Source organism: Streptomyces eurocidicus (assembly GCF_002891295.1).
Taxonomy (GTDB): domain Bacteria; phylum Actinomycetota; class Actinomycetes; order Streptomycetales; family Streptomycetaceae; genus Streptomyces; species Streptomyces eurocidicus.
On record NZ_LGUI01000002.1, the window covers coordinates 713,561 to 733,074 of the forward strand.

At 71.5% G+C, this 19,514-nt stretch carries 17 protein-coding genes; 11 read left to right on the forward strand and 6 right to left on the reverse strand.

The genetic code is table 11. The annotated features are described in order from the left end of the window. Window positions 1–110 precede the first annotated feature (110 nt). Both AF335_RS07970 and AF335_RS07975 read right to left on the reverse strand, forming a co-directional pair. Window positions 111–1,130 carry a methyltransferase gene (locus AF335_RS07970; RefSeq protein WP_102917556.1) on the reverse strand — a complete coding sequence of 340 codons (1,020 nt, stop codon included), beginning with the start codon at window positions 1,128–1,130 and terminating at the stop codon, window positions 111–113. Window positions 1,131–1,369: 239 nt separating this feature from the next. Beyond that, entirely contained in the window at window positions 1,370–1,822 is a 453-nt protein-coding gene (locus AF335_RS07975; RefSeq protein ID WP_102917557.1) for a winged helix-turn-helix transcriptional regulator, read from the reverse strand. 98 nt (window positions 1,823–1,920) lie between these two features. Between AF335_RS07975 and AF335_RS07980 the strand changes: the two genes are divergently transcribed. Both AF335_RS07980 and AF335_RS07985 read left to right on the forward strand, forming a co-directional pair. After that, window positions 1,921–3,174, forward strand: coding sequence for an MFS transporter (locus AF335_RS07980; protein ID WP_376697857.1), 1,254 nt, complete (start codon window positions 1,921–1,923; stop codon window positions 3,172–3,174). Window positions 3,175–3,278: 104 nt separating this feature from the next. Continuing rightward, entirely contained in the window at window positions 3,279–4,577 is a 1,299-nt protein-coding gene (locus tag AF335_RS07985) for a phosphatase PAP2 family protein (protein WP_102917917.1), read from the forward strand. A 120-nt stretch (window positions 4,578–4,697) separates the two neighbouring features. On the opposite strand, the gene AF335_RS07990 is transcribed toward AF335_RS07985, so the two are convergent. From AF335_RS07990 to AF335_RS08005, 4 genes are all read right to left on the reverse strand, one after another. Further along, a complete protein-coding gene (locus AF335_RS07990; protein ID WP_102917558.1) occupies window positions 4,698–5,357 on the reverse strand; it encodes a cutinase family protein in 660 nt (219 codons plus the stop codon). A gap of 126 nt (window positions 5,358–5,483) precedes the next feature. Then, window positions 5,484–7,451, reverse strand: coding sequence for a DUF8189 domain-containing protein (locus tag AF335_RS34485; RefSeq protein ID WP_102917559.1), 1,968 nt, complete (start codon window positions 7,449–7,451; stop codon window positions 5,484–5,486). A 211-nt stretch (window positions 7,452–7,662) separates the two neighbouring features. Then, window positions 7,663–9,324 carry a PLL family lectin gene (locus tag AF335_RS08000; RefSeq protein WP_102917560.1) on the reverse strand — a complete coding sequence of 554 codons (1,662 nt, stop codon included), beginning with the start codon at window positions 9,322–9,324 and terminating at the stop codon, window positions 7,663–7,665. Window positions 9,325–9,361: 37 nt separating this feature from the next. Continuing rightward, a complete protein-coding gene (locus tag AF335_RS08005; RefSeq protein ID WP_244926955.1) occupies window positions 9,362–10,855 on the reverse strand; it encodes a PLL family lectin in 1,494 nt (497 codons plus the stop codon). A 361-nt stretch (window positions 10,856–11,216) separates the two neighbouring features. Here AF335_RS08005 and AF335_RS08010 point away from each other — a divergent pair, with 361 nt between their 5' ends. The 9 genes from AF335_RS08010 to AF335_RS08050 all read left to right on the forward strand — a co-directional run bounded on the left by AF335_RS08010 (window position 11,217) and on the right by AF335_RS08050 (window position 19,496). Then, window positions 11,217–11,996, forward strand: a complete 780-nt coding sequence (locus AF335_RS08010) for a GntR family transcriptional regulator (protein ID WP_102917561.1) — start codon at window positions 11,217–11,219, stop codon at window positions 11,994–11,996. A gap of 146 nt (window positions 11,997–12,142) precedes the next feature. Continuing rightward, window positions 12,143–13,264 carry a TIGR03364 family FAD-dependent oxidoreductase gene (locus AF335_RS08015; protein WP_102917562.1) on the forward strand — a complete coding sequence of 374 codons (1,122 nt, stop codon included), beginning with the start codon at window positions 12,143–12,145 and terminating at the stop codon, window positions 13,262–13,264. Window positions 13,265–13,269: 5 nt separating this feature from the next. Beyond that, on the forward strand, window positions 13,270–13,971 hold the full coding sequence (locus tag AF335_RS08020; protein ID WP_102917919.1) for a phosphonatase-like hydrolase: 702 nt from the start codon (window positions 13,270–13,272) through the stop codon (window positions 13,969–13,971). Beyond that, a complete protein-coding gene (locus tag AF335_RS08025) occupies window positions 13,968–15,041 on the forward strand; it encodes an ABC transporter ATP-binding protein (RefSeq protein ID WP_102917563.1) in 1,074 nt (357 codons plus the stop codon). Before AF335_RS08020 ends, AF335_RS08025 begins: the two co-directional genes overlap by 4 nt. Further along, the gene (locus AF335_RS08030) at window positions 15,034–15,924 is read left to right on the forward strand and encodes a 2-aminoethylphosphonate ABC transporter permease subunit (protein ID WP_102917564.1); all 891 of its coding nucleotides are present in this window, start codon (window positions 15,034–15,036) and stop codon (window positions 15,922–15,924) included. The genes AF335_RS08025 and AF335_RS08030 overlap by 8 nt, the downstream gene beginning before the upstream one ends. Beyond that, entirely contained in the window at window positions 15,911–16,702 is a 792-nt protein-coding gene (locus AF335_RS08035) for an ABC transporter permease (RefSeq protein WP_102917565.1), read from the forward strand. The genes AF335_RS08030 and AF335_RS08035 overlap by 14 nt, the downstream gene beginning before the upstream one ends. Window positions 16,703–16,731: 29 nt before the next feature. Further along, window positions 16,732–17,781, forward strand: a complete 1,050-nt coding sequence (locus AF335_RS08040) for a 2-aminoethylphosphonate ABC transporter substrate-binding protein (RefSeq protein WP_102917566.1) — start codon at window positions 16,732–16,734, stop codon at window positions 17,779–17,781. 325 nt (window positions 17,782–18,106) lie between these two features. Next, a complete protein-coding gene (locus tag AF335_RS08045) occupies window positions 18,107–18,790 on the forward strand; it encodes a transglycosylase SLT domain-containing protein (RefSeq protein ID WP_102917567.1) in 684 nt (227 codons plus the stop codon). Window positions 18,791–18,959: 169 nt separating this feature from the next. After that, window positions 18,960–19,496, forward strand: coding sequence for a DUF4232 domain-containing protein (locus AF335_RS08050; RefSeq protein ID WP_102917568.1), 537 nt, complete (start codon window positions 18,960–18,962; stop codon window positions 19,494–19,496). Window positions 19,497–19,514: the final 18 nt, after the last annotated feature.

Consider the following 19,514-nt stretch of genomic DNA (forward strand, 5'->3'; position numbering starts at 1 on the left):
ACCTCGCCCGCCCCGCACACAACGGTGCGGGGCGGGCGAGGTCTTCGGTACGGGCCGCGGGACGGGAGCCGAGCCGGCCCCCGCGTGTACGGGCGCCCGTCGCCGTCACCTCAGGACAGGGGCCGGACCGCCAGCTCGACGACCGCCGACGCCCCCGCCGGATGGACCGCCACGGTGTCCAGGCCGGCCTCGTCGGCCAGTGCGCCGATCTCGGTCACCGCACGCTCACGTGCCCCCGAGCCGAAGTACGCGGCCATGTGCAGATCCGCCTCGGTGTCCGGTGACACCCCGTCCGGCCCGATCTTCTCGATCACGAAGACCCGGCCGCCGGGTCCGACCGCCTCGGCGCACCGCCGCAGGATGACCAGGGACTCGGCGTCCCCCCAGTTGTGGAGCACGGCCGACAACACACAGGCGCCGCCGTCGACCGGGAGCCTCTCGAAGAAGTTCCCCACGACGAACTCCGCGCGGTCGGCCAAGCCCGCCGCGTCCAGCGCGGCCCGCGCCGCCTGCCCGACCTCGGGCAGGTCGACGACGGTGCCGCGCAGCCGGGGGTGTCCCCGCAGCAGTGCCGTCAGCAGCGCGCCGTTGCCGCCGCCCACGTCGGCGACCCGGCCGAGCGCGCCCCAGTCGTAGGCGGCCGTGATCGCGGCCGCCTCGGCCGTGATGGCCAGGCCCATGCGGTGGTTGAAGGCACCGGCCCGGGACGGGTCGGCGAGGGTGTCCTCCCAGAAACCGCGGCCGTAGTGCGCGTCGAACGCGGGCCGTGCGGTGCGGACGGTGTGCAGGAAGCGCACGAAGGACAGGTCGGCCCGGCCCTCGGCGCCGTTCATGTCCAGCCGGGGCCGCAGACCTCCGGGGTGGTCCTCACGGAGCTCCGCGCCGAGTGCGGTGAGCCCGTAGCCCCGCTCGCCGTCCTCGTACAGCACACCGACCGCGCGGAGATGGCGCAGCAGCCTGCCGAGAGTGTCGGGGTCGGCCGCGACCTCGTCGGCCAGCGCGGCGGCCGTGCGCGGCCCGGCGGTGAGGTGATCGGCGATCCGCAGGGTCGCGGCCACCCGGATCGCGAGGGGCGTGGCCAGGCCGGCCAGCTCGGCCAGACTCGGATTCTGCTGCCGGTGCTGTGTCATGCGTGCTCCGTAAAGCGTGAAGAGGTACATGGCGGAGGGAACGGCGAGGGGAGCGGCGAATGCCCGTGTGTCGCCGGGGACACCGCGGCGGTGACCGGGCGGCGGCCACCGAGGCCGGGGTCACCGTGAGCTGACGCGTGTTCCGCGGCGGTGAAACGCTAACAGCCGGAGATCGTCAGGTCATCCGATCAATTCGCTCGATCCGGCGGGTGCACACAGGCCGTCCGCCGCGTACCGGGTCACCGGGTGGAGAGCTTGTGGACGGTGGTGTCCTCGGGGTTCAGCCGCCGTCCGTCCGCGGACAGTACTTCCAGCGTGCGCAGGCGATGTCCCTGCTCGCGGTCGACCAGCTGTGAGTGCGGTTCGCCGGGAGCGAAGAAGTTCTGTTCGCCCCACTGCCGCAGCGCCACGATGACGGGGAAGAGTGCCTCGCCCTTCGGGGTCAGCACGTATTCGCGGTAGGCGCTGCCGTCCGAGGCGGGGACGGATTCGAGGACGCCGCCCGCGACCAGGGTGCGCAGCCGTGCCGTGAGGATGTTCTTCGCCACGCCGAGGCTGCGCTGGAACTCCCCGAAGCGCCGGCTTCCGTCGAAGGCGTCCCGCACGATCAGCAGGGACCACCAGTCACCGATCGCGTCCACCGACCGGGCGACGGGGCATTCGCTGTCGTCGAAGCGCGTCCTGCTCACCATGTCGCCATCCCTCACTTCCGTAACGGTTGCAACATGCTACCAAGAGGGTTAGCGTCGCCCCTGGTAGCAAGATGAAACCAGAGTGCAGGGGAGTGCTGATGGACTGCGTCGGTGAGGCCGTGACGCGGCGGAACGGGGACCGGAGCGAGGAGGACCCCGCGTCCGCCCTCTCCCGTGGCGTCGTCATGCTGTTCGCCGTCGCCTGCGGGGCCGCGGTGGCCAATGTCTACTTCTCCCAGCCGCTCCTGGTGACCATGGGGCACGACCTCGCCATGAGCCCGGCGCTCATCGGCAGCGTGGTCACCCTCACGCACGTCGGGTACGGGCTGGGACTCTTCCTCCTCGTGCCGCTGGGCGACGTGACCGACCGCAGACGGCTCGTCGTCGTCCAGCTGCTGCTCCTGGTGGTGGCGCTCACCGTGGTGGCCACCGCCCGCACGGCGGCGGTCCTGCTCGCGGGCATGGCCGCGACGGGGCTCCTCGCCGTCGTCACGCAGACGCTGATGGCCTTCGCGGCCTCGCTGGCCCCGCCCGCCGGGCGCGGCCGGGTCGTCGGTCTGGTCACCAGCGGCGTGGTCACCGGAATCCTGCTCGCCCGCACCGTGTCCGGCCTCATGGCCGACCTCGCGGGCTGGCGCTCCGTCTACCTCGCCTCGGCGTCACTCACCGCCCTGCTCGCCCTGGTCCTGTACCGGGTGCTGCCCCGCCGTGCCGACGCTCCGCCGGCGCCCCTGCGCTACGGACAGCTCCTGCGCTCCACGGTCACCCTGTTCGCGCGGGAACGGCTCCTGCGGCTCCGGGCCCTGTTCGGCCTGCTGGTCTTCGCCGCTTTCAGCACCCTGTGGAGCAGCGTCGCACTGCCGCTCAGCGAGGCCCCGTACTTCCTGCCGCACAGCGCGATCGGGGCGCTGGGACTGATCGGCGTCGCCGGCGCCCTGGCCGCGACCGTGGCGGGCCGCCTGAACGACCGCGGGCTCTCCCGGCGGACCACCGGCATCGCCCTGACCCTGCTCGCCGCCTCGTGGGTGCCCCTGGCCTTCACCCGGAGCTCGCTCTGGGCCCTGGCCGCCGGGGTGATCCTTCTGGACCTCGCCGTGCAGGCGGTCCACGTCACCAACCAGACCCTGATCTACGCACTGCACCCGGCCGCGGGCGGCCGGCTGATCGGCGGATACATGGTCTTCTACTCGATCGGCAGCGCCACCGGTGCCCTCGCCGCGACCTCTCTCTATACGGCGGCCGGCTGGGGCGCCGTATGCGCGCTGGGCGCCGCGTTCAGCTGCCTCGGGCTCGTGCTGTGGGTGTTCGCGCGGGACGGCGCCCCGGACCCCGCCACCGGCACGGAACACTGACTTTATCGACAGAGCGCAATAAATCGGTCAAACGGTTGATACGTATAGTGTGGCTGGTGTTTTCGCGAATAAATAAGCTCGCCGCGCGGCGTGGGCCTCGGGCGATCCTGTGGGCCACGGCGGGCGTGGTGACCCTCGGATTCCTGATCACGCTGGAGATCGTCGCGCGTCGCTACGCCGGTGTGCCGGGGCCGCTGACCAACCAAGCGAGAGAGGTGATATTCGCGCCCAAGCCGGGGCCGCTGTACGGCGGTATGGCGTTGATGATGGTGGTGCTCACCTGGCGGCAGCGGTTCATCGCGGCCGGTGCGGCGATCGGCATCGACATCGTCTTCGTGCTGGTGCGATGGGCGGCCGACGCCGAGGTGCCCGAGGGCCAGTACTTCGGCAACGGCGCGCTGTGGGTGATGCTGGGCTGCGCCGTCATCGCCCTCACACGCCGCACCGGCAAGGAACGCGTCCTGCTGCTGAAGGGCGTCGGCCTGGGCCTGCTGCTGGTGGCCGGCCGCAAAGCAGGCGACACCTGGCTGCTCATCACGTCGAAGACCCGCCCGATGGTGCTCGACCAGTACGTGGCGACCGCCGACCACGCGCTGGGCAACCCGTCCTGGGCGGCGGGCCGGATCCTCGAGGCTGTCGGCCCGGTCGGCACCCATGTCCTCGACCTGGTCTACGCACAGCTCGCGGTGGCCGCGGTCGTCGTCGCCCTGTACCAGCTGCGCAACGTGGCGGCCGAGCGCCGCTTCCCGCGCCATCACCTGGTGCGCACCTTCCTGGTGATCGGCCTCCTCGGCCCGGGCATCTACATGATCTTCCCGGTGGTCGGACCGATCTTCGCCTTCGGTCCGGGCACCTCCGGCACCGGCGGCCTGCAATGGGCGGTGGCCGACCTGTGGCCGCACACGCCGCCGCCGATCTCCCTCCCGCACCCGGTGCCGTACGACGGCATCACCCCGCGCAACTGCATGCCCAGCCTGCACACGGCGTGGGCGACCGCGATCTTCATCCACTCCCGCAAGGGCCCGCGCCTCCTGCGGTTCGCGGGGGCGTTCTGGCTGGTCGCCACGCTCAGCGCGACGCTGGGATTCGGATACCACTACGGCGTGGACCTCGTCGCCGGTGTGGTGTTCTCGCTCACGATCGAGGCGGCGCTGCGCTCGTTCGACCGCGGCTGGGACCGGTCGGGAATCCGGCTGGTCGCCTACGGCGTGATGGTCTTCGCCGCGCTCCTGGTGTCGTACCGCTTTCTGCCGGTGCGGATGGCCGAGCACCCGTGGCTTGCCGGGCCGCTTCTCATCCTGGCCCTGGCCTCGGTGATCTACGGCTACGTGCGGACCACCAGGGCGTGGGAGCCGAAGACGGCGCCGGTACGGAAGACGGAACCGCAACCCGAACTGGTGTGAGCCGGCACTTCGAGACCCTCGACGGGCCACGAACGTGCCTTTCCCCGACGGCGGAACACACCGTCGGGGAAAGGCGGCCGAGCAGTGCCGGAGGCACCCGGCAGCGAAATCCTGCCGCGCCTACGCGGGATACCAGGCGCCGTTGTACCACACCTCGTTGGCCCCGTCGTTGTGGTGATCCATGTTGAAGTCTTCGGGGTAGTTCTTGACGTGGTTGTTCGGGTAGGTCCAGATGCCGGCGGACTCGTCGCAGACGTAGTCCCAGTGGCAGATGGTCTTGACCGGGATGTTCCCGAAGTTCTTGTCGGCGCCGGCCAGTGGAGCACCGATGATCCCGCCGAACGGCACGGCCCCGCCATTGGCGCCGGGAGGGCCCTGGCGCTTGGGGTCCGCGATGAGAACGGCGTTGACGTTGTCGAACGACCGCCAGTTCTCGGAAACCCAGATGTGCACCACCGCGGCGCCCAGGGAATACCCGCCCATCTTGACGTGCTGGCCCGGGCACGCGGCGCGCTGGTCACGGACCAGGCGGTTCAGCTCGTTGACACCCGCCCGGGCGCTCGCGCCGTTGGGAATCTGGGTGGGGTATCCGACGTGCTGCTGGATGTTGCCGTAGAACCCGTCGTTGTTCCACGAACTTCCCGTACCACCGACGACGATCGTGTACGTGCCCTCGCACGGAGCCGGAACCGCCGCTTGCGCGGTGGAACCCTGCGCCAGCGAAAGCCCCGATCCCAGCAGAAGAGCGGTCAACGCGGCCGCTGTCCTTCTTCTTCGCATTCGATCTCCCCATGTAGTCGGCCCACGCGTTGACCTTCCGGTGCGGTACGCGCCGGCCGAGGTCGCCGCACGACAGTGGCAGCGGCCGATGAAATTCCCATGAAGACCCGCGAGGCCCCACGGCACTCAGGCCAGGGGCGGGCCGCCGACGGGCGCCCACGGTGACCAGTCGCCGCTGGGCGCGAGCTGATAACGGCCGCTCAGCGGGCCGGCCGGGGACCCGGCGATGATCTCGATACGCCCGTCGGCGTTGGTGCCGAACCCGGACCCGGACGCGCCGGGGCCGAAACTCTCCCACGCGGACCAGCCGGAGCCGTTCTCCCAGCGGTGCGCCGTGCTGGTGCGGCCGGTGGCGAAGACCTCCATCCTGCCGTCGGCGTTACGGCCGACGCGGACCCGTGCGTCCGGCGGCCCGCCGAAGGCGCGCCACACGGACCACTCGCCCGAGGGCCCGGCCTGGACCCTCCGCGACAGGCCCGCCGCTCCGCCGGCCACCAGGTCCAGCGCGCCGTCCGGCCGTCTGTTGAGAGCCAGGTGCACAAGGCCGGGCACGGTGCCGAACTCCTCGAAGCCGGTCGGCCAGCCACCGCTGGGCACGCCCTGCCCGCGCCGGTACACCCTGTCGTCCGCCGCGGCGATCACCTCAATCCGGCCGCTCGCGTCACGGCCGGTGGCGAGCACCGAGTCGGCGGGGCCACCGAAGGGCTCCCACCCGGCCCAGGGCCCGCCCGGCGCGGTCTGCCAGCGGTGGTGGACGCCCGTCGGCCCGCTGGCGAACAGCTCCAGCCTGCCGTCGGCGTTCTGCGCCACGGTCAGGTCGTGTGCGGCGGTGCCGAAGTTCTCCCAGTCCCGCCATACGTTCGGCGACACCTGCGCCCTGTGGTCCACCCGGCCCTCGCCGGCGGCGAACACCTCGATCCGCCCGTCGAGGTCGCGCGCCGCGGACAGCGTCGCCGACCTCGGCCCCCCGAACGGATACCAGTCGGACCACGACCCGCTGGGCGTGGTCTGGTACCGCCCCCACACCTGGTCCGGCCCACCGGCGAACGCCTCCTGCCGTCCGTCGGCGCCGGAGACGATCACCACCCGGTCGCCGGGGTCCGAAGCGGCCTCGACCGCGTACTGCCGGCTGCCCGCGCCGAAGTCGAGACCGGCCAGCCACACCCCGCGCTGTCCCCATCCGGCGTGGCTGATCCACCACCGTCCCCCGGCCTCGACCACCTCGGCGGCGTGGCTGAACACATGTCCGCAGAGCTGGCCGGGGGAGAAGCGCAACGGATCCGGGCCGCAGAACACATCGGTGCCGGCGTACCCGCCACGGGGCCCGAGGAACAGATGCCAGGTGCCGCCCTCGAACACCACGAACGGCGACTCGGTGTTACCCGCGCCGCGCCCGCTCGCGGGGTCGGTGAACGCGATCGACCGGTCGCTCCAGTGCGTGAGGTCGGTGCTGGTGCGGTAGGCCACCACGTGGTTCCCGCCGCCGGGATCGGCGGTCGCGGTGTAGTACATGACCCATCGGTCGCCGACGCGGGCCACCATGGGGTCCCGGGCCTCGTAGCCGTCACGGAACAGCGGCCCGCCCGGCCGGCGGGTCCAGGTGTACAGGTCGGTGGAGGTGGCGAGGTTGATCGCGGCCTTCGAGCCGTCGGGCCCGCCGCCCGCGTAGAACATGTAGTACGTCGACCCGTCCTTGATGACGTGCGGCGCCCACAGATGGGTCTCACCGTAGCCGCGGTCCGCGTACAGCGCGGGCGGGCGCTTCGTCCACGGCCCGTTCGGGCTCGGCGCGGTGGCGTGGGCGAAGGTGTTCTCGTCCTTGTCGTCCGAGGGTTCGGCGTGCGTGATGCCGAACAGGTGCCAGGTGCCTCGGTCGTCTTGTACGAACGTGTGGTCGTTGAGGTACCAGGGACCCGCTTCGCCCACGCTCGGGTCATAGACCTGTACGAACGGTGTGGCCCCGACCTGCCCGGAAGCCGCCGCGGCGACCGCCGGCACCGCGGCGGCGGGCAGTGCCGCTCCGGCCGCGGGCAGTGCCGCTCCGGCCAGGAACAGGAGGGTGAGCACGGCCCACAAGGCTCTGGAATCGCGCATGATTCATCCGTTTCCGGTCGACCGCTACCGGCCGACATGCCGGAAGCGGGGTCTTCCCCGGCCGCCACGGCCGGGGAAGACCCCGCCTCGGAGCGGCTGAGCGGGCTTGGCGAAGTCCGGTGCGGTTCGGCAGCACCCGAAGGGGCGCGGGGAACTGCGCGACCGGCCACGACGCACCCGCAGACGGCGCACCGGACTTTGAGCGGAGCGCTTAGTTCATCGCGGGTCCGGAATCGTTCAGCCAGGCCCACTCGGACCAGGTGGAGAATCCGGTCTGCCACCGGTGGTAGACGCCGGCCCGGCTGGTGCCGAACACCTCGATGCGCCCGTCGGCGTTGTTGCTCGTACCGATCTCGGTGCCGCCGTCGCCGAATTTCTCCCACTCGGAGTACGGCGCGTTCGGGCGCGTCTGCCAGCTGTGGCTCGCGGTGGTGGCGCTGATCGCGAACACCTCGACCCGGCCGTCGACCGACCGCGAGGTCGTCAGCTCGGCGTTGGCGACCCCGCCGGTGCCCGCCCATTCCGACCACGAGGCCGGGCCGGTCTGCCAGCGGTGGAACACCCCATTGGCGTTGGAGGCGAACACCTCCAGCCTGCCGTCCTGGTTGTAGCTGGCGGTGACGTCGTGTCCGCCGCCACCGAAGTCATCCCATGCCGACCAGCCGCCGTTGACGGCGGACTGGTACAGATGCCCGAAGGCCGAGTCCGACATCGCGAACACCTCGAGCCGTCCGTCGGGTGCGTTCTCCATGGCGAGGCGCGAGTTGGCGGGGCCGCCGTTGGTGCCTTCCCAGCCGGCCCAGCCTCCGCTGGGTGCGGTCTGCCATCTGTGGAAGACGCCGTTGGGGTTGGAGGCGAACACTTCGATGCGGCCGTCCGCGTTGCTACCTGCCGCGAGTCGGTATCCGCCGCCGCCGAAGTTCTCCCAGCCGGACCAGCTGCCGCTGGGTGCGGTCTGCCAGATGTGGTCGAAGGTGGTGTCGGAGAGTGCGAAGAGTTCGAGTCGGCCGTCGGCGTTGGTGGCCACGGCGAGTTGTGCGTTGCGCGGGCCGCCTTCGCGGCGCCACTGCGACCAGGCGCCGTTCGCGGCGGTCTGCCAGGAGTGGTAGACGCCGTCGGCCCCGGCCGCGAATGCCTCCAGCCTGCCGTCGGCGGACCGTCCGGACACCACCCGACCCGAGGCGTACGGGTGTTTGGGACCGCTGCTCATTCCGGACCACAGCGCGTTGGCGATGACCATCGCGTCGCCCGCCTCGATCGCGTACAGCCCGCGCAGGTCCTCCCTCGGTTGCTGAACGTGCCAGCACACCTCGCCGACCGCCTCGTTGTTCCAGGAGCCGCCCGGATACAGCTGTTCCATCCGGTTGAGGAAGGCGTTGGTGGCGTAGGCCGGGTTCAGGCGCTCGTCCCGGGAGCCCCACCAGTCCTGCTGCTGGAACAGCCCGAGGCTGGTGTGGTCGACGGCCTGGGAGTAGTTGTTGATGCTGGTCTCCACGATGACCGTGGCGATGGCGATCGTCGCGGCCTTCTGGTTGAGACCCCGGTCCTTCACCGCCTGTGTGACCATGCGGGCGCAGGACACCTTGTAGGCGTTCATGTAGCCGGCCATCTTCGCGTGCAGCTGCGGGTTGAGCTGGTCGGCCATGATGCCGTCGGTGGCCGACGGGCCGGCCGGGTCACAGGGCACGGTCGGAATGGCCAGTCCCCGGGGACCGGCGAAATAGTGGGAGACGCCGGACCGGTCGTCGCCCGGGCGTGGCACGGGCGCGTTGTCGGCGAGGGCGGCCGGCGCGGTCATCCCGATGACCGACGCCCATATGGCGGCCGCGAAGGCCAGTCCGGTGAACACACGGTGTGAACCATGTCTTGGCATGAGGTGACTTTCTGCTGTGAAGTGGGATGCGCGGCGGTCAGCCGACCTTCGGACCTGCGGAATTTCCCACCCAGCCCCATACGGACCAGGTGGAGAATCCGGTCTGCCAGCGGTGGAAGACGCCGTTGGGGTTGGTGGCGAACACTTCGATGCGCCCGTCGGCGTTATGGCCGGCGGTGATTTCGGTACCGCCGTCGCCGAATTTCTCCCAGGACGAGAAGGGCGCGTTCGGGTCGGTCTGCCAGATATGGGCGGCGGTACTGCCGTTGACCGCGAACACCTCGACCCGGCCGTCGACCGAGCGTTCCGACGCCAGCTGGGAATTCGCCGGGCCGCCCGTCCCCTCCCAGGCGGACCAGGTGGAGAATCCGGTCTGCCAGCGGTGGAAGACGCCGTTGGGGTTGGAGGCGAAGACCTCCAGCCGTCCGTCGGTGTCGTGGTTGACGGTCAGGCCGTGTCCGCCGCCGCCGAAGTCCTCCCATGCCGACCAGCCGCCGTTGACGGTGGACTGGTACAGGTGCCCGAACGCGGAGTCCGACATCGCGAACACCTCGAGCCGCCCGTCGGCGGAAGTCTCCATCGCCAGCCGGGAATTCGCCGGGCCGCCGTTGGTGCCTTCCCAGCCGGCCCAGCCTCCGCTGGGTGCGGTCTGCCATCTGTGGAAGACGCCGTTGGGGTTGGAGGCGAACACTTCGATGCGGCCGTCCGCGTTGGTGCCCGCCGCGAGTCGGTATCCGCCGCCGCCGAAGTTCTCCCAGCCGGACCAGGCGCCGTTCGGCGCGGTCTGCCAGATGTGGTCGAAGGTGGTGTCGGAGAGTGCGAAGAGTTCGAGTCGGCCGTCGGCGTTGGTGGCCACGGCGAGTTGTGCGTTGCGCGGGCCGCCTTCGCGGCGCCAGTCCGACCAGGCGCCGTTCGCGGCGGTCTGCCAGGAGTGGTAGACGCCGTCGGCCCCGGCCGCGAATGCCTCCAGCCTGCCGTCGGCGGACCGTCCGGACACCACCCGACCCGAGGCGTACGGGTGCGGCCGGGCCGCCTGCTCCTCGATGATGTTGTTGTACCGGAGTGCCTTGTAGTCGCCGTTGGGGTGACCGTCGAGCATGGCGTCGTTGATGTTCGCGCGGAAGTGCCCCGGCGGCTCCACACCGCTGGCGCCCCCGCCGAAGCTGTAGTAGGAGAATCCGCCGCGTTCGTCCTCCCACTTCTGGAAGATCAGGGTGTGGTCGTAGAACGAATTCAGAATGTCCCCCGCCCGCAGCTCGTCCCGCCCGATTTCATGGGAAAAGCGGGGCAGTCCCTGGGTGTTGGGATTGGCGTCGAGATGCCACGCCATGGAGACATAGCCGGAACAGTCGGTGCGGTAGTCGAAGTCGCCACCGGGGCCGGGTGCGGATCCGTGCTGGTTGTAAGGGGGATGCTGCTCCACCCAGTACTGCGCGCGCCAGATCACCTCGCTACGGGTGATCCGGCCGCCACGGTCGGACGAGTCGGCGGATTTCGCGAAGGCGGGCGTGGCCACGGAAAGCGTGACCACACCCGCTATCAGCGAAAGGAAAAGTCTGCCGAACAATGATCTGAAAGGCGTCACGAGTACCTCTCCGTTCGTCGGCGGCCGACGATAGAGAGGGCGGATGAAACAGTGATGAAACCGGTGTGCCGGAGCGGCCCGCGGCCGGGGCTCGGCGGATTCGTTTACCGATCGCGCGAAAAGGGTTGGGCTGTGCAGCTCATCCGCCCGCCCTTTCATCGGCGTACAGCCTGGGGCCTGACGTAGGGGGAGGGGCGACCCGGGCCCGTGGGCGGACCGGTGCGGCCGGTCCGCGAGCCGCGGTGCCGCCACCCGGCCGCCGCCCGCCGGCCGTGTCCCGCTCACCGGCGGATGCGAAGATCACGCCGTGGACCCTACGCACACGCACCAAGAATCCGCCCGGCCGCCCGGCGCCCCGGTGCGCGCCGGTATTCCCGAGCACGGGCGGATCCCCAAGTACTACGCGGTCAAGGCGCGGGTCGCCGTCCTCCTCGACGAGCTGGGGGAGGGGGGCCTGCTGCCCACCGAGCGCGAGCTGGCCGCGCGCTTCGAGGTGTCGCGGGAGACCGTGCGGCAGGCCCTGCGGGAGCTGTTGCTGGAAGGGCGGCTGCGCCGGATGGGGCGCGGGACGGTGGTCGCCGGGCCCAAGCTGGAGCAGCCGCTGTCCCTGGCCAGTTACACCGAGGGCGTACGCCGCCAGGGCCGGCGCCCGGGGCGCGACCTCATCGGGCTGGACCGGCTCTCCTGTCCGGCCGCGCTCGCCCCCGACCTCGGCGTGGCGGCGGGGGACCCCGTGTGGCACCTGGAGCGGGTGCTGCTCGCCGACGATGAACGGGTGGGGCTGGAGAGTACGTACGTGGCGGTCGAGCGGGCGCCGGCGCTGGACACGGAGTTCGAGCCGGACTCGTCCTTCTACGCGTATCTGCGCGATCGCCTCGGCATCGGCTTCGGGGACGCCGACGAACGGCTCGAGACCGTTCTCGCCACCCCGCGCGAGGCACTGCTGATCGGCACGCCGCCCGCCCTGCCGATGCTGCTGATCCACCGGGTGTCCCGGGACACGGAGGGAGAGCCGCTGGAGCGCGTGCGCTCCCTCTACCGGGGGGACAGGTTCTCCTTCACCGCGCACCTGCGCGGCGAGGGCTGAGCCCACATCGCGCACGTCGAGAGGCGGTCGCCTCGGCCTCATTGTCACGAGAAGATAACGGGTCTAGTCCAGGATTGGCGGCTCGTTCGCCGCCGGTTCGTCGTCCGGCCGCTTTCGCGTCACCCCGTTTGACGAGTGTTCGACTCATGCGAGTCATAGTCGTCGGAGCGGGCGTGCTGGGAACCATGCACGCCTGGCAAGCGGTCCAACGCGGCCACGAGGTCGTGCACATCGAGCGTGAGCGGGAGGCCAGAGGCGCGTCCGTCCGCAATTTCGGGCTGATCTGGGTCAGCGGCCGGGCCGCGGGCGAGGAACTGGGGACGGCCCTGCGGGCCCGGACCCTGTGGGAGGAGATCGCGGCCGCCGTACCGGGCCTCGGCTTCCGCGCCAACGGCTCCCTGACCACCGTCACCACCGAGGCGGAACTGGCCGTCGCCCGCGCCGCGCTGGCCGCGCCCGACGCGGCCGCCCGCGGCTTCCGCCTCCTCACCCCCGCCGAGGTCCGGAAGGCCAACCCCGCCCTGCGCGGCGAGCTCCTCGGCGCCCTGGCCTGCGACCGCGACGCCGCCGTCGAGCCGCGCACGGCCCAGCGCGCCCTGAAGGACGCCCTGCACCGCTCCGGCCGGTACACCTTCCTCGGCGGACGCGAGGTCCGGGAGGTCGTCGGGGACCGTGCCGTCCGCGACGACCACGGCGACGTCCACGGCGGCGACGCGGTCGTCCTGTGCACCGGCGCCTGGCTGGGCGGCCTCGTCCGCGAACTCGCCCCCGCCCTCCCCGTACGCCGGGTACGGCTCCAGATGATGCAGACCGCGCCGCTGGACGGGCAGCTCACCACCTCCGTCGCCGACGCCGACAGCTTCCGCTACTACCCCGCCTACCGCGGCACCGCCCTCGACGCCATGGCCGCCGGCCAGGCGCAGCCCCCGATCGCGGCCGAGCACAAGATGCAGCTGCTGATGGTCCAGCGCGCGGACGGCGGCCTGACGATCGGCGACACCCACGAATACGCCGAACCCTTCGCCTTCGACGTCGACGAGGACCCGTACCGGCACCTCACCACCGTCGCCGAGGCACTGCTCGGCCGGCCCCTGCCGCAGATCCGCCGGCGCTGGGCCGGGGTGTACGCGCAGTGCCTGGACACCACCCGCGTCGTCCACCGCGAGCGGCTGCGCGCCGACGTATGGCTGGTGACCGGCCCCGGAGGCCGTGGCATGACCTGCTCCCCGGCGATAGCCGAGACGACCGCCGACGAACTGGGCTGGTGACCCGCATGACCGAGAAGATCACTCTCGTCGCCCTGGACATGGCCGGTACCACCGTCAGCGACGACGGCCTGGTCGAGCGGGCCTTCGGCGCCGCGGCCACGGCCCTGGGCGCCGAGCCGGGCACGCCCCGCCACGACCGGCAACTCGCCCACGTGCGTGCCACGATGGGCGAATCCAAGATCTCCGTCTTCCGGCACCTGTCCGGCGGCGACGAGGAGCGGGCACGCCGCGCCAACGCGGAATTCGAGTCCGCGTACGGCCGCCTGGTGGCCGACGGCCACTGCGAGGCCGTGCCGGGCGCCCGTGCAGCGATCGAAAGGCTGCGCGCCGACGGCCGCACCGTCGTCCTCACCACCGGCTTCGCCCGCGTCACCCAGGACACCATCCTCCGCGCCCTCGGCTGGCAGGACCTGGCCGACCTCACCCTGTGCCCCGCCGACGCGGGCGGCCGTGGACGCCCGTACCCCGACATGGTGCTCACCGCCCTGCTGCGCACCCGGGCCGCCGACTCCGTACGGCAGATCGCGGTGGCGGGCGACACCTCCTCCGACATCCGCTCCGGCACCGCCGCCGGGGCGGCCGTGGTGGCCGGCGTCCTGACCGGCGCCCACGACGAGGCCACGCTCCGCGCCTCCGGCGCCACCCACGTCCTCGGCTCCGTGGCCGACCTCCCGGAGCTGCTCACCCGGCTGGAGGACGGCCGTTGACCACCGGCATCCGCTTCGACGGCGTATCGGTCGCCTACGGCGGCGACGTCGTCCTCGACTCGCTCGACCTCACCGTCGAACCCGGCGAGGTCATGGCGCTCCTCGGTCCCTCCGGCTCGGGCAAGACCACCGCCCTGCGCGCCGTCGCCGGCTTCGTCCGACCGGTCTCCGGCCGGGTGTTCATCGGGGACCGGGACGTCACCGACCTGCCGCCCCACCGGCGCGGCGTCGGCATGGTGGTCCAGCAGTACGCGCTCTTCCCCCACATGAGGGTCGACGCCAACGTCGCCTTCGGCCTCAAGGCGCGCAGGGCGCCGAAGGACGGGATCGCCGCCCGCGTCGCCGAGGCGCTGGAGATGACCGGCATGTCCGCGTACGCCCGGCGCTACCCGCGCGAGCTCTCCGGCGGACAGCAGCAGCGCGTCGCCATCGCCCGCGCCCTGGCCGTCCGGCCGGGCGTGCTCCTCCTGGACGAACCGCTGTCCGCCCTGGACGCGCGCCTGCGCTCGGACATGCTCGCCGAGCTCGCCCGCCTGCACCGCGACCTGCCGGACGTCAGCATGCTGTACGTCACGCACGACCAGATGGAGGCGCTCACCCTCGCCGACCGCATCGCGCTGATGGACCGTTCCCGTCTCCAGGACTGCGGCACGCCCCAGGACCTCTACCGGCGGCCGCGCACCGAGTTCACCGCCTCGTTCGTCGGCACGGCGAATCTGCTGCCGGTGACGGTCACGGGAGACGGCGTACGGTTCGCCGGCGCCGTGCTGGACGTGCCGGCCGGCACCGCCGCCCCGGGCGCACCGGCCACGCTGTGCGTACGCCCGCACGCCATCGGGCTCGGGGAGGGGCCGAACGCCCTGCGCGGGAAGGTCACGGAGGCGCAGTGGCGCGGAGCCACGCACCGCCTGTGCGTCGACGTCGCGGGCCACCGGGTGACCGCCGACGTCGGCGAACCGCACGGGACGCCGCCGCTCGGCACCGAGGTCACGCTGCACTTCGCCGCGCGGGACGCGGTGCTGCTCCCGGCGGCCGCCGCCGGGGCGGGCGGAGGTGCCGCCCATGGCTGACGTGCGACTGCCGTTCCCACGGGTGGCGGCGCCCGCCCGTCCGCGCCGGTTCCCCGGCTGGGTCCTGGTCCTCCCGCCCGTCGCCGCCCTCGGCGTCGTCTTCCTCCACCCCCTCGCGCTCGTCCTGTGGCAGTCGGTGTCGCCGGACGGCGGCGGGCACTCGTTCGCCGCGTACGGCGAGGTGTTCGCCCAGGCCGCCTTCCGGGACGCCTTGCGCAACACCGTGCTGATCGCCGCCGGCGCCACCGCCGGTTCGCTGGCCCTGGGCTTCGCCCTCGCCCTGGTCATCGCGTTCGTACCGCTCCCGGGCGGCAAGGCGCTCGCGCGGTTCATCGACGTCTTCCTGTCCTTCCCCTCCTTCCTCATCACCCTCGCGCTCCTCTTCGTCTACGGCACCGCGGGCATCGCCAACGGCCTGTGGACCGGCACGACCGGGGCGGCGGCCGGCCCGTTCGACTTCCTCCACACCCCCTGGGGCGTACTGCTCGCGGAGATCACCTACTTCACGCCGTTCGTGATGCGGCCGCTGCTCGCCGCCTTCGCGCAGATCGATCCCGCACAGCTGGACGTCGCGGCCTCGCTCGGCGCCCGGGTCCCGCGGATCGTCCGGCAGGTGATCCTGCCCGAGGCCCTCCCCTCGCTGGCGGCGGGCGGCTCGCTGGTCCTGGTCATGTGCCTCAACGAATTCGGCATCGTCCTGTTCACCGGCGCCAAGGGCGTGACGACCCTGCCCGTCCTCGTCTACGGCAAGGCGATCCTCGACGGCGACTACACCGGCGCCTGCGTGGTCGCCGTTGTCGACATCGCCCTCTCCCTGGCGCTGTACGGGCTCTACCGGACGCTCACCCACCGCCTGGACGGAGCCCGCCGTGCTCGTGCATAGCCGACGCGCCCGCCGGGCCGTCCACGCCGTCTTCCTCGCCCTCTTCCTGCCCGTCTTCGCCCTGCCGTTCCTCGTCGTCGCCGCCGCTTCCCTGGCCACCCGGTGGAGCGGGATCCTGCCCGCCGGCGTGACCCTGGACCACTACCGGGCCGCCACCGGCGGGGACGCGATCGACGCCCTGACCACCAGCCTGCTGACCGCGCTCGCCGCCTCGGCCCTCGCCCTCGTCACCGGCACCTGGGCGGCACTGGCGGCCAAGGGATCACGCGCCCGCCGGGTGGTCGGCCTGCTGTTCATGCTGCCGGTCGCCGTGCCGTCCGTAGTGGTCGGGCTCTCCCTCCTGGTCGCCTTCTCCCGGCCGCCGCTCCTGCTCAACGGCACCTCCACGATCGTCGTCCTGGCCCACGCGGTCCTCGTGACCTCCTTCGCCCACCAGGCCGTCTCGGCGGCCCTGGACCGTCTCGACCCCGCCTACGAACAGGCCGCCGCGAGCCTGGGCGCCGGCCCCGTGCGCGTGCTGCTGCGGGTGCGGCTGCCCCTGCTCCTGCCGTCGCTCTCGGCGGCCGCGGGGCTGTGCTTCGCCCTCTCCATGGGCGAACTGAGCGCCACGATCATGCTGTACCCGCCCGACTGGGTGCCCCTGCCCGTCAAGGTCTTCGCCGCCACCGACCGCGGCGCGCTCTTCTCCGGCGCCGCGCTCGCCGTCGTCCTCATGGTCACCACGTTCCTCGTGCTCCTCGCGGTCTCCCGGATCCGCACCCGGGCCGTACACCGATGAACAACCCCCCGAACCCCAGGGAGCCCGTCATGCCCCGTACCCGCTCGATGCTTCCCCTGGCCGCCCTGCTCGTCCTGCCGCTCACCGCGTGCGGCGGGACGGCGGGCGCCGAGGCGAAGGAGATCACCGTCTACAGCGCCGACGGCCTCCGGGCCGAGGACGGCTCCGGCTTCTACGACAAGGTCTTCAAGGACTTCGAGAAGGAGACCGGCATCAAGGTCCGCTACGTCGAGGGCGGCTCCGGCGAGGTCGTGCAGCGCCTGGCCCGCGAGAAGTCGAACACCAAGGCCGACGTCGTCGTCACCCTGCCGCCGTTCATCCAGCAGGCCGGGGGCAAGGACCTGCTGGCCGCCTACCGGCCCCAGGGCTCCGACAAGGTCGCCGACGGCGCCAAGGACCCCTCCGGCAGGTGGACGGCGATCGCCGGCAACTACTTCTGCTTCGTCTACAACACCAAGGAGCTCCACAGCGCACCGCCCAAGACCTGGAAGGACCTGCTCGACGCCCGCTACAAGGGCAAGCTGCAGTACTCCACCCCCGGCGTGGCGGGCGACGGCACGGCCGTCCTCATCAAGGCCATGCACGACCTCGGCGGCAAGGAACCCGCCCTGGCCTACCTCAAGGAGCTGCAGAAGAACAATGTCGGCCCCTCCAAGTCCACCGGCCAGCTCGCCCCCAAGGTCGACAAGGGCGAGCTCCTCGTGGCCAACGGGGACGTGCAGATGAATTTCGCCAATATGAAATCGATGCCGAACCAGGGCATCTTCTTCCCGGCGGGCGACGACGGAAAGCCCAGCACGTTCGCCCTCCCGTACGCCGCCGGCCTCGTCGAGGCCGCCCCGCACGCGGAGAACGCCAAGAAATTCCTCGACTACCTCCTGACCGAGCGCGTGCAGCGCGAGGTCTCGGCCGTGGGCGGTGGCTTCGCCTCCCGCACCGACGTCAAGGCGACCGACGCCAATGCCACCGCGCTCGCCGGCATCATGCGCGGGGTGGAGGTCTTCCAGCCCGACTGGGCCGACCTCGACAAGCACCTCCCTTCCTATGTCGAGGGGTGGAAGAAGGCCACCGGCAGCTGACCCGGCCGGCCGGTAAAAGCGGCGACGCAATGCGCATGGGCGCTCACGCCGTGTCGTCCGGCGGCCGGTCCCGTGTGAGGCGCCCCATGCGGCGTGGGTCACTTACGAAGGTGTTTAGTGGGCGGGCCGCCGGAATTCCGGGGGTGGGCGGGATTCCGGATGGTGCTCGATGAATGGGGTTAGTAGGTCACAGTGATTGCCAGGGCTTTTGCCGGCCGCTAACAATTACGGGGTCGCTGGGCGCCGTCGACCGAGAAACGGCGCTTCGTTATTGCGCCGCTTCAGGGCCGGGCGACATCCCGCGATCGGAAGGTTCAGCTCACTCATGCGCTCCACCATCTCCGCCTATACCCGTCTGCCCAAGATTCACAAGTTCTCCGTCGCCGGCATCGCCGCGACCGGTGCCGCCGTCGTCGCGGTCGCCGTCGCCCCGCAGGCTTTCGCCGCCGACGCGCACACCGCTCCCGCGCCGACGGCCGCGGTGCAGCCGGTGGCGTACGCCGGGAACCTCGGCGAGACGCAGCAGGCCGAGCTGGACAAGCACGCCGACGCCGCCGCCCAGGCCGGTTCGGCCGCCGCCGCGAAGCGGACGGCCGACGAGGAGCGTACGGAGAAGCAGGCCGCCAACCGCTCCACCGAGCGCAAGGCCCTCACCCCCAAGCCCGCCGCCCCGGAGAAGAAGGCGTACGCCGACAACCTCGAGGGCTGGATCAGCGAGTCGCTGGACATCCTGCGCGCCAAGGGCATCCAGGCTTCGTACGAGGGCATCAAGCGCAATGTGATGCGTGAGTCGACCGGTAACCCGCGTGCGATCAACGACTGGGACGTCAACGCCGTGAACGGCGTCCCGTCGAAGGGTCTGCTCCAGATGATCGACCCGACGTTCAAGGCGTACCACGTCGAGGGCACCTCCTGGGACATCTACGACCCGGTCGCCAACATCACCGCCGCGTGCAACTACGCCGCCGACAAGTACGGCTCGATGGACAACGTCAACTCCGCGTACTGATCAGTACGGATCTCCGCACCACCACACTCCGCCGAGGGCGGTGGCACCCCTGTACCGAGGGGCGCCACCGCCCTCGGCGCATGTCCGGGGCCCCCGTGACCCGGGAGGAATGGAAGGGGCAGGATGAGGTAGCCGGTAAGCAAGGACGTTCGAACACTGGAGGGACGCGATGTCACGGAACACCCTGCGCGGGACGGCCACCACCGCGGCGTTAGCGGCGACGGTGGCGGCCACCGCGGTCATCGGCGGCGGGCCGGCCGCCTCGGCCGCCCCGCCGACCCCGACGTGCCAGGTGAAAGACCTGCGGGCCGCACTGTCCGACAAGGGAGGACACCAGAACGGCATGTCCCACGAAGGCACCGTACTGGTGCTGACCAACACCTCCGGCCGCACCTGCGCACTGCGCGGCTACCCCGGCCTGCAGCTGGAGGACGCCGGTCACCGGGCCCTCGACACGAGCACCTCATGGGGAAGCACCTACTTCGTCCCCGACCCCGGCAAGAGCACCCTCTCCCTGCGGCCCGGAGGCACCGCCGAGGCCGCCCTGGCATGGGCGCACGCCGACGCCCCCAGGCTGGTGCGGGCCGCCTACCTGCGCGTCACGCCTCCGGCGTCCCGCGACCACCTGACGATCCCGTTCGAGAAGACGGTGACCGAGGGTCGTCTCTCCGTCACCGCCCTCGCGCACAGCATCAACGTGTCCTGACGCCCGCGACGACGCGGC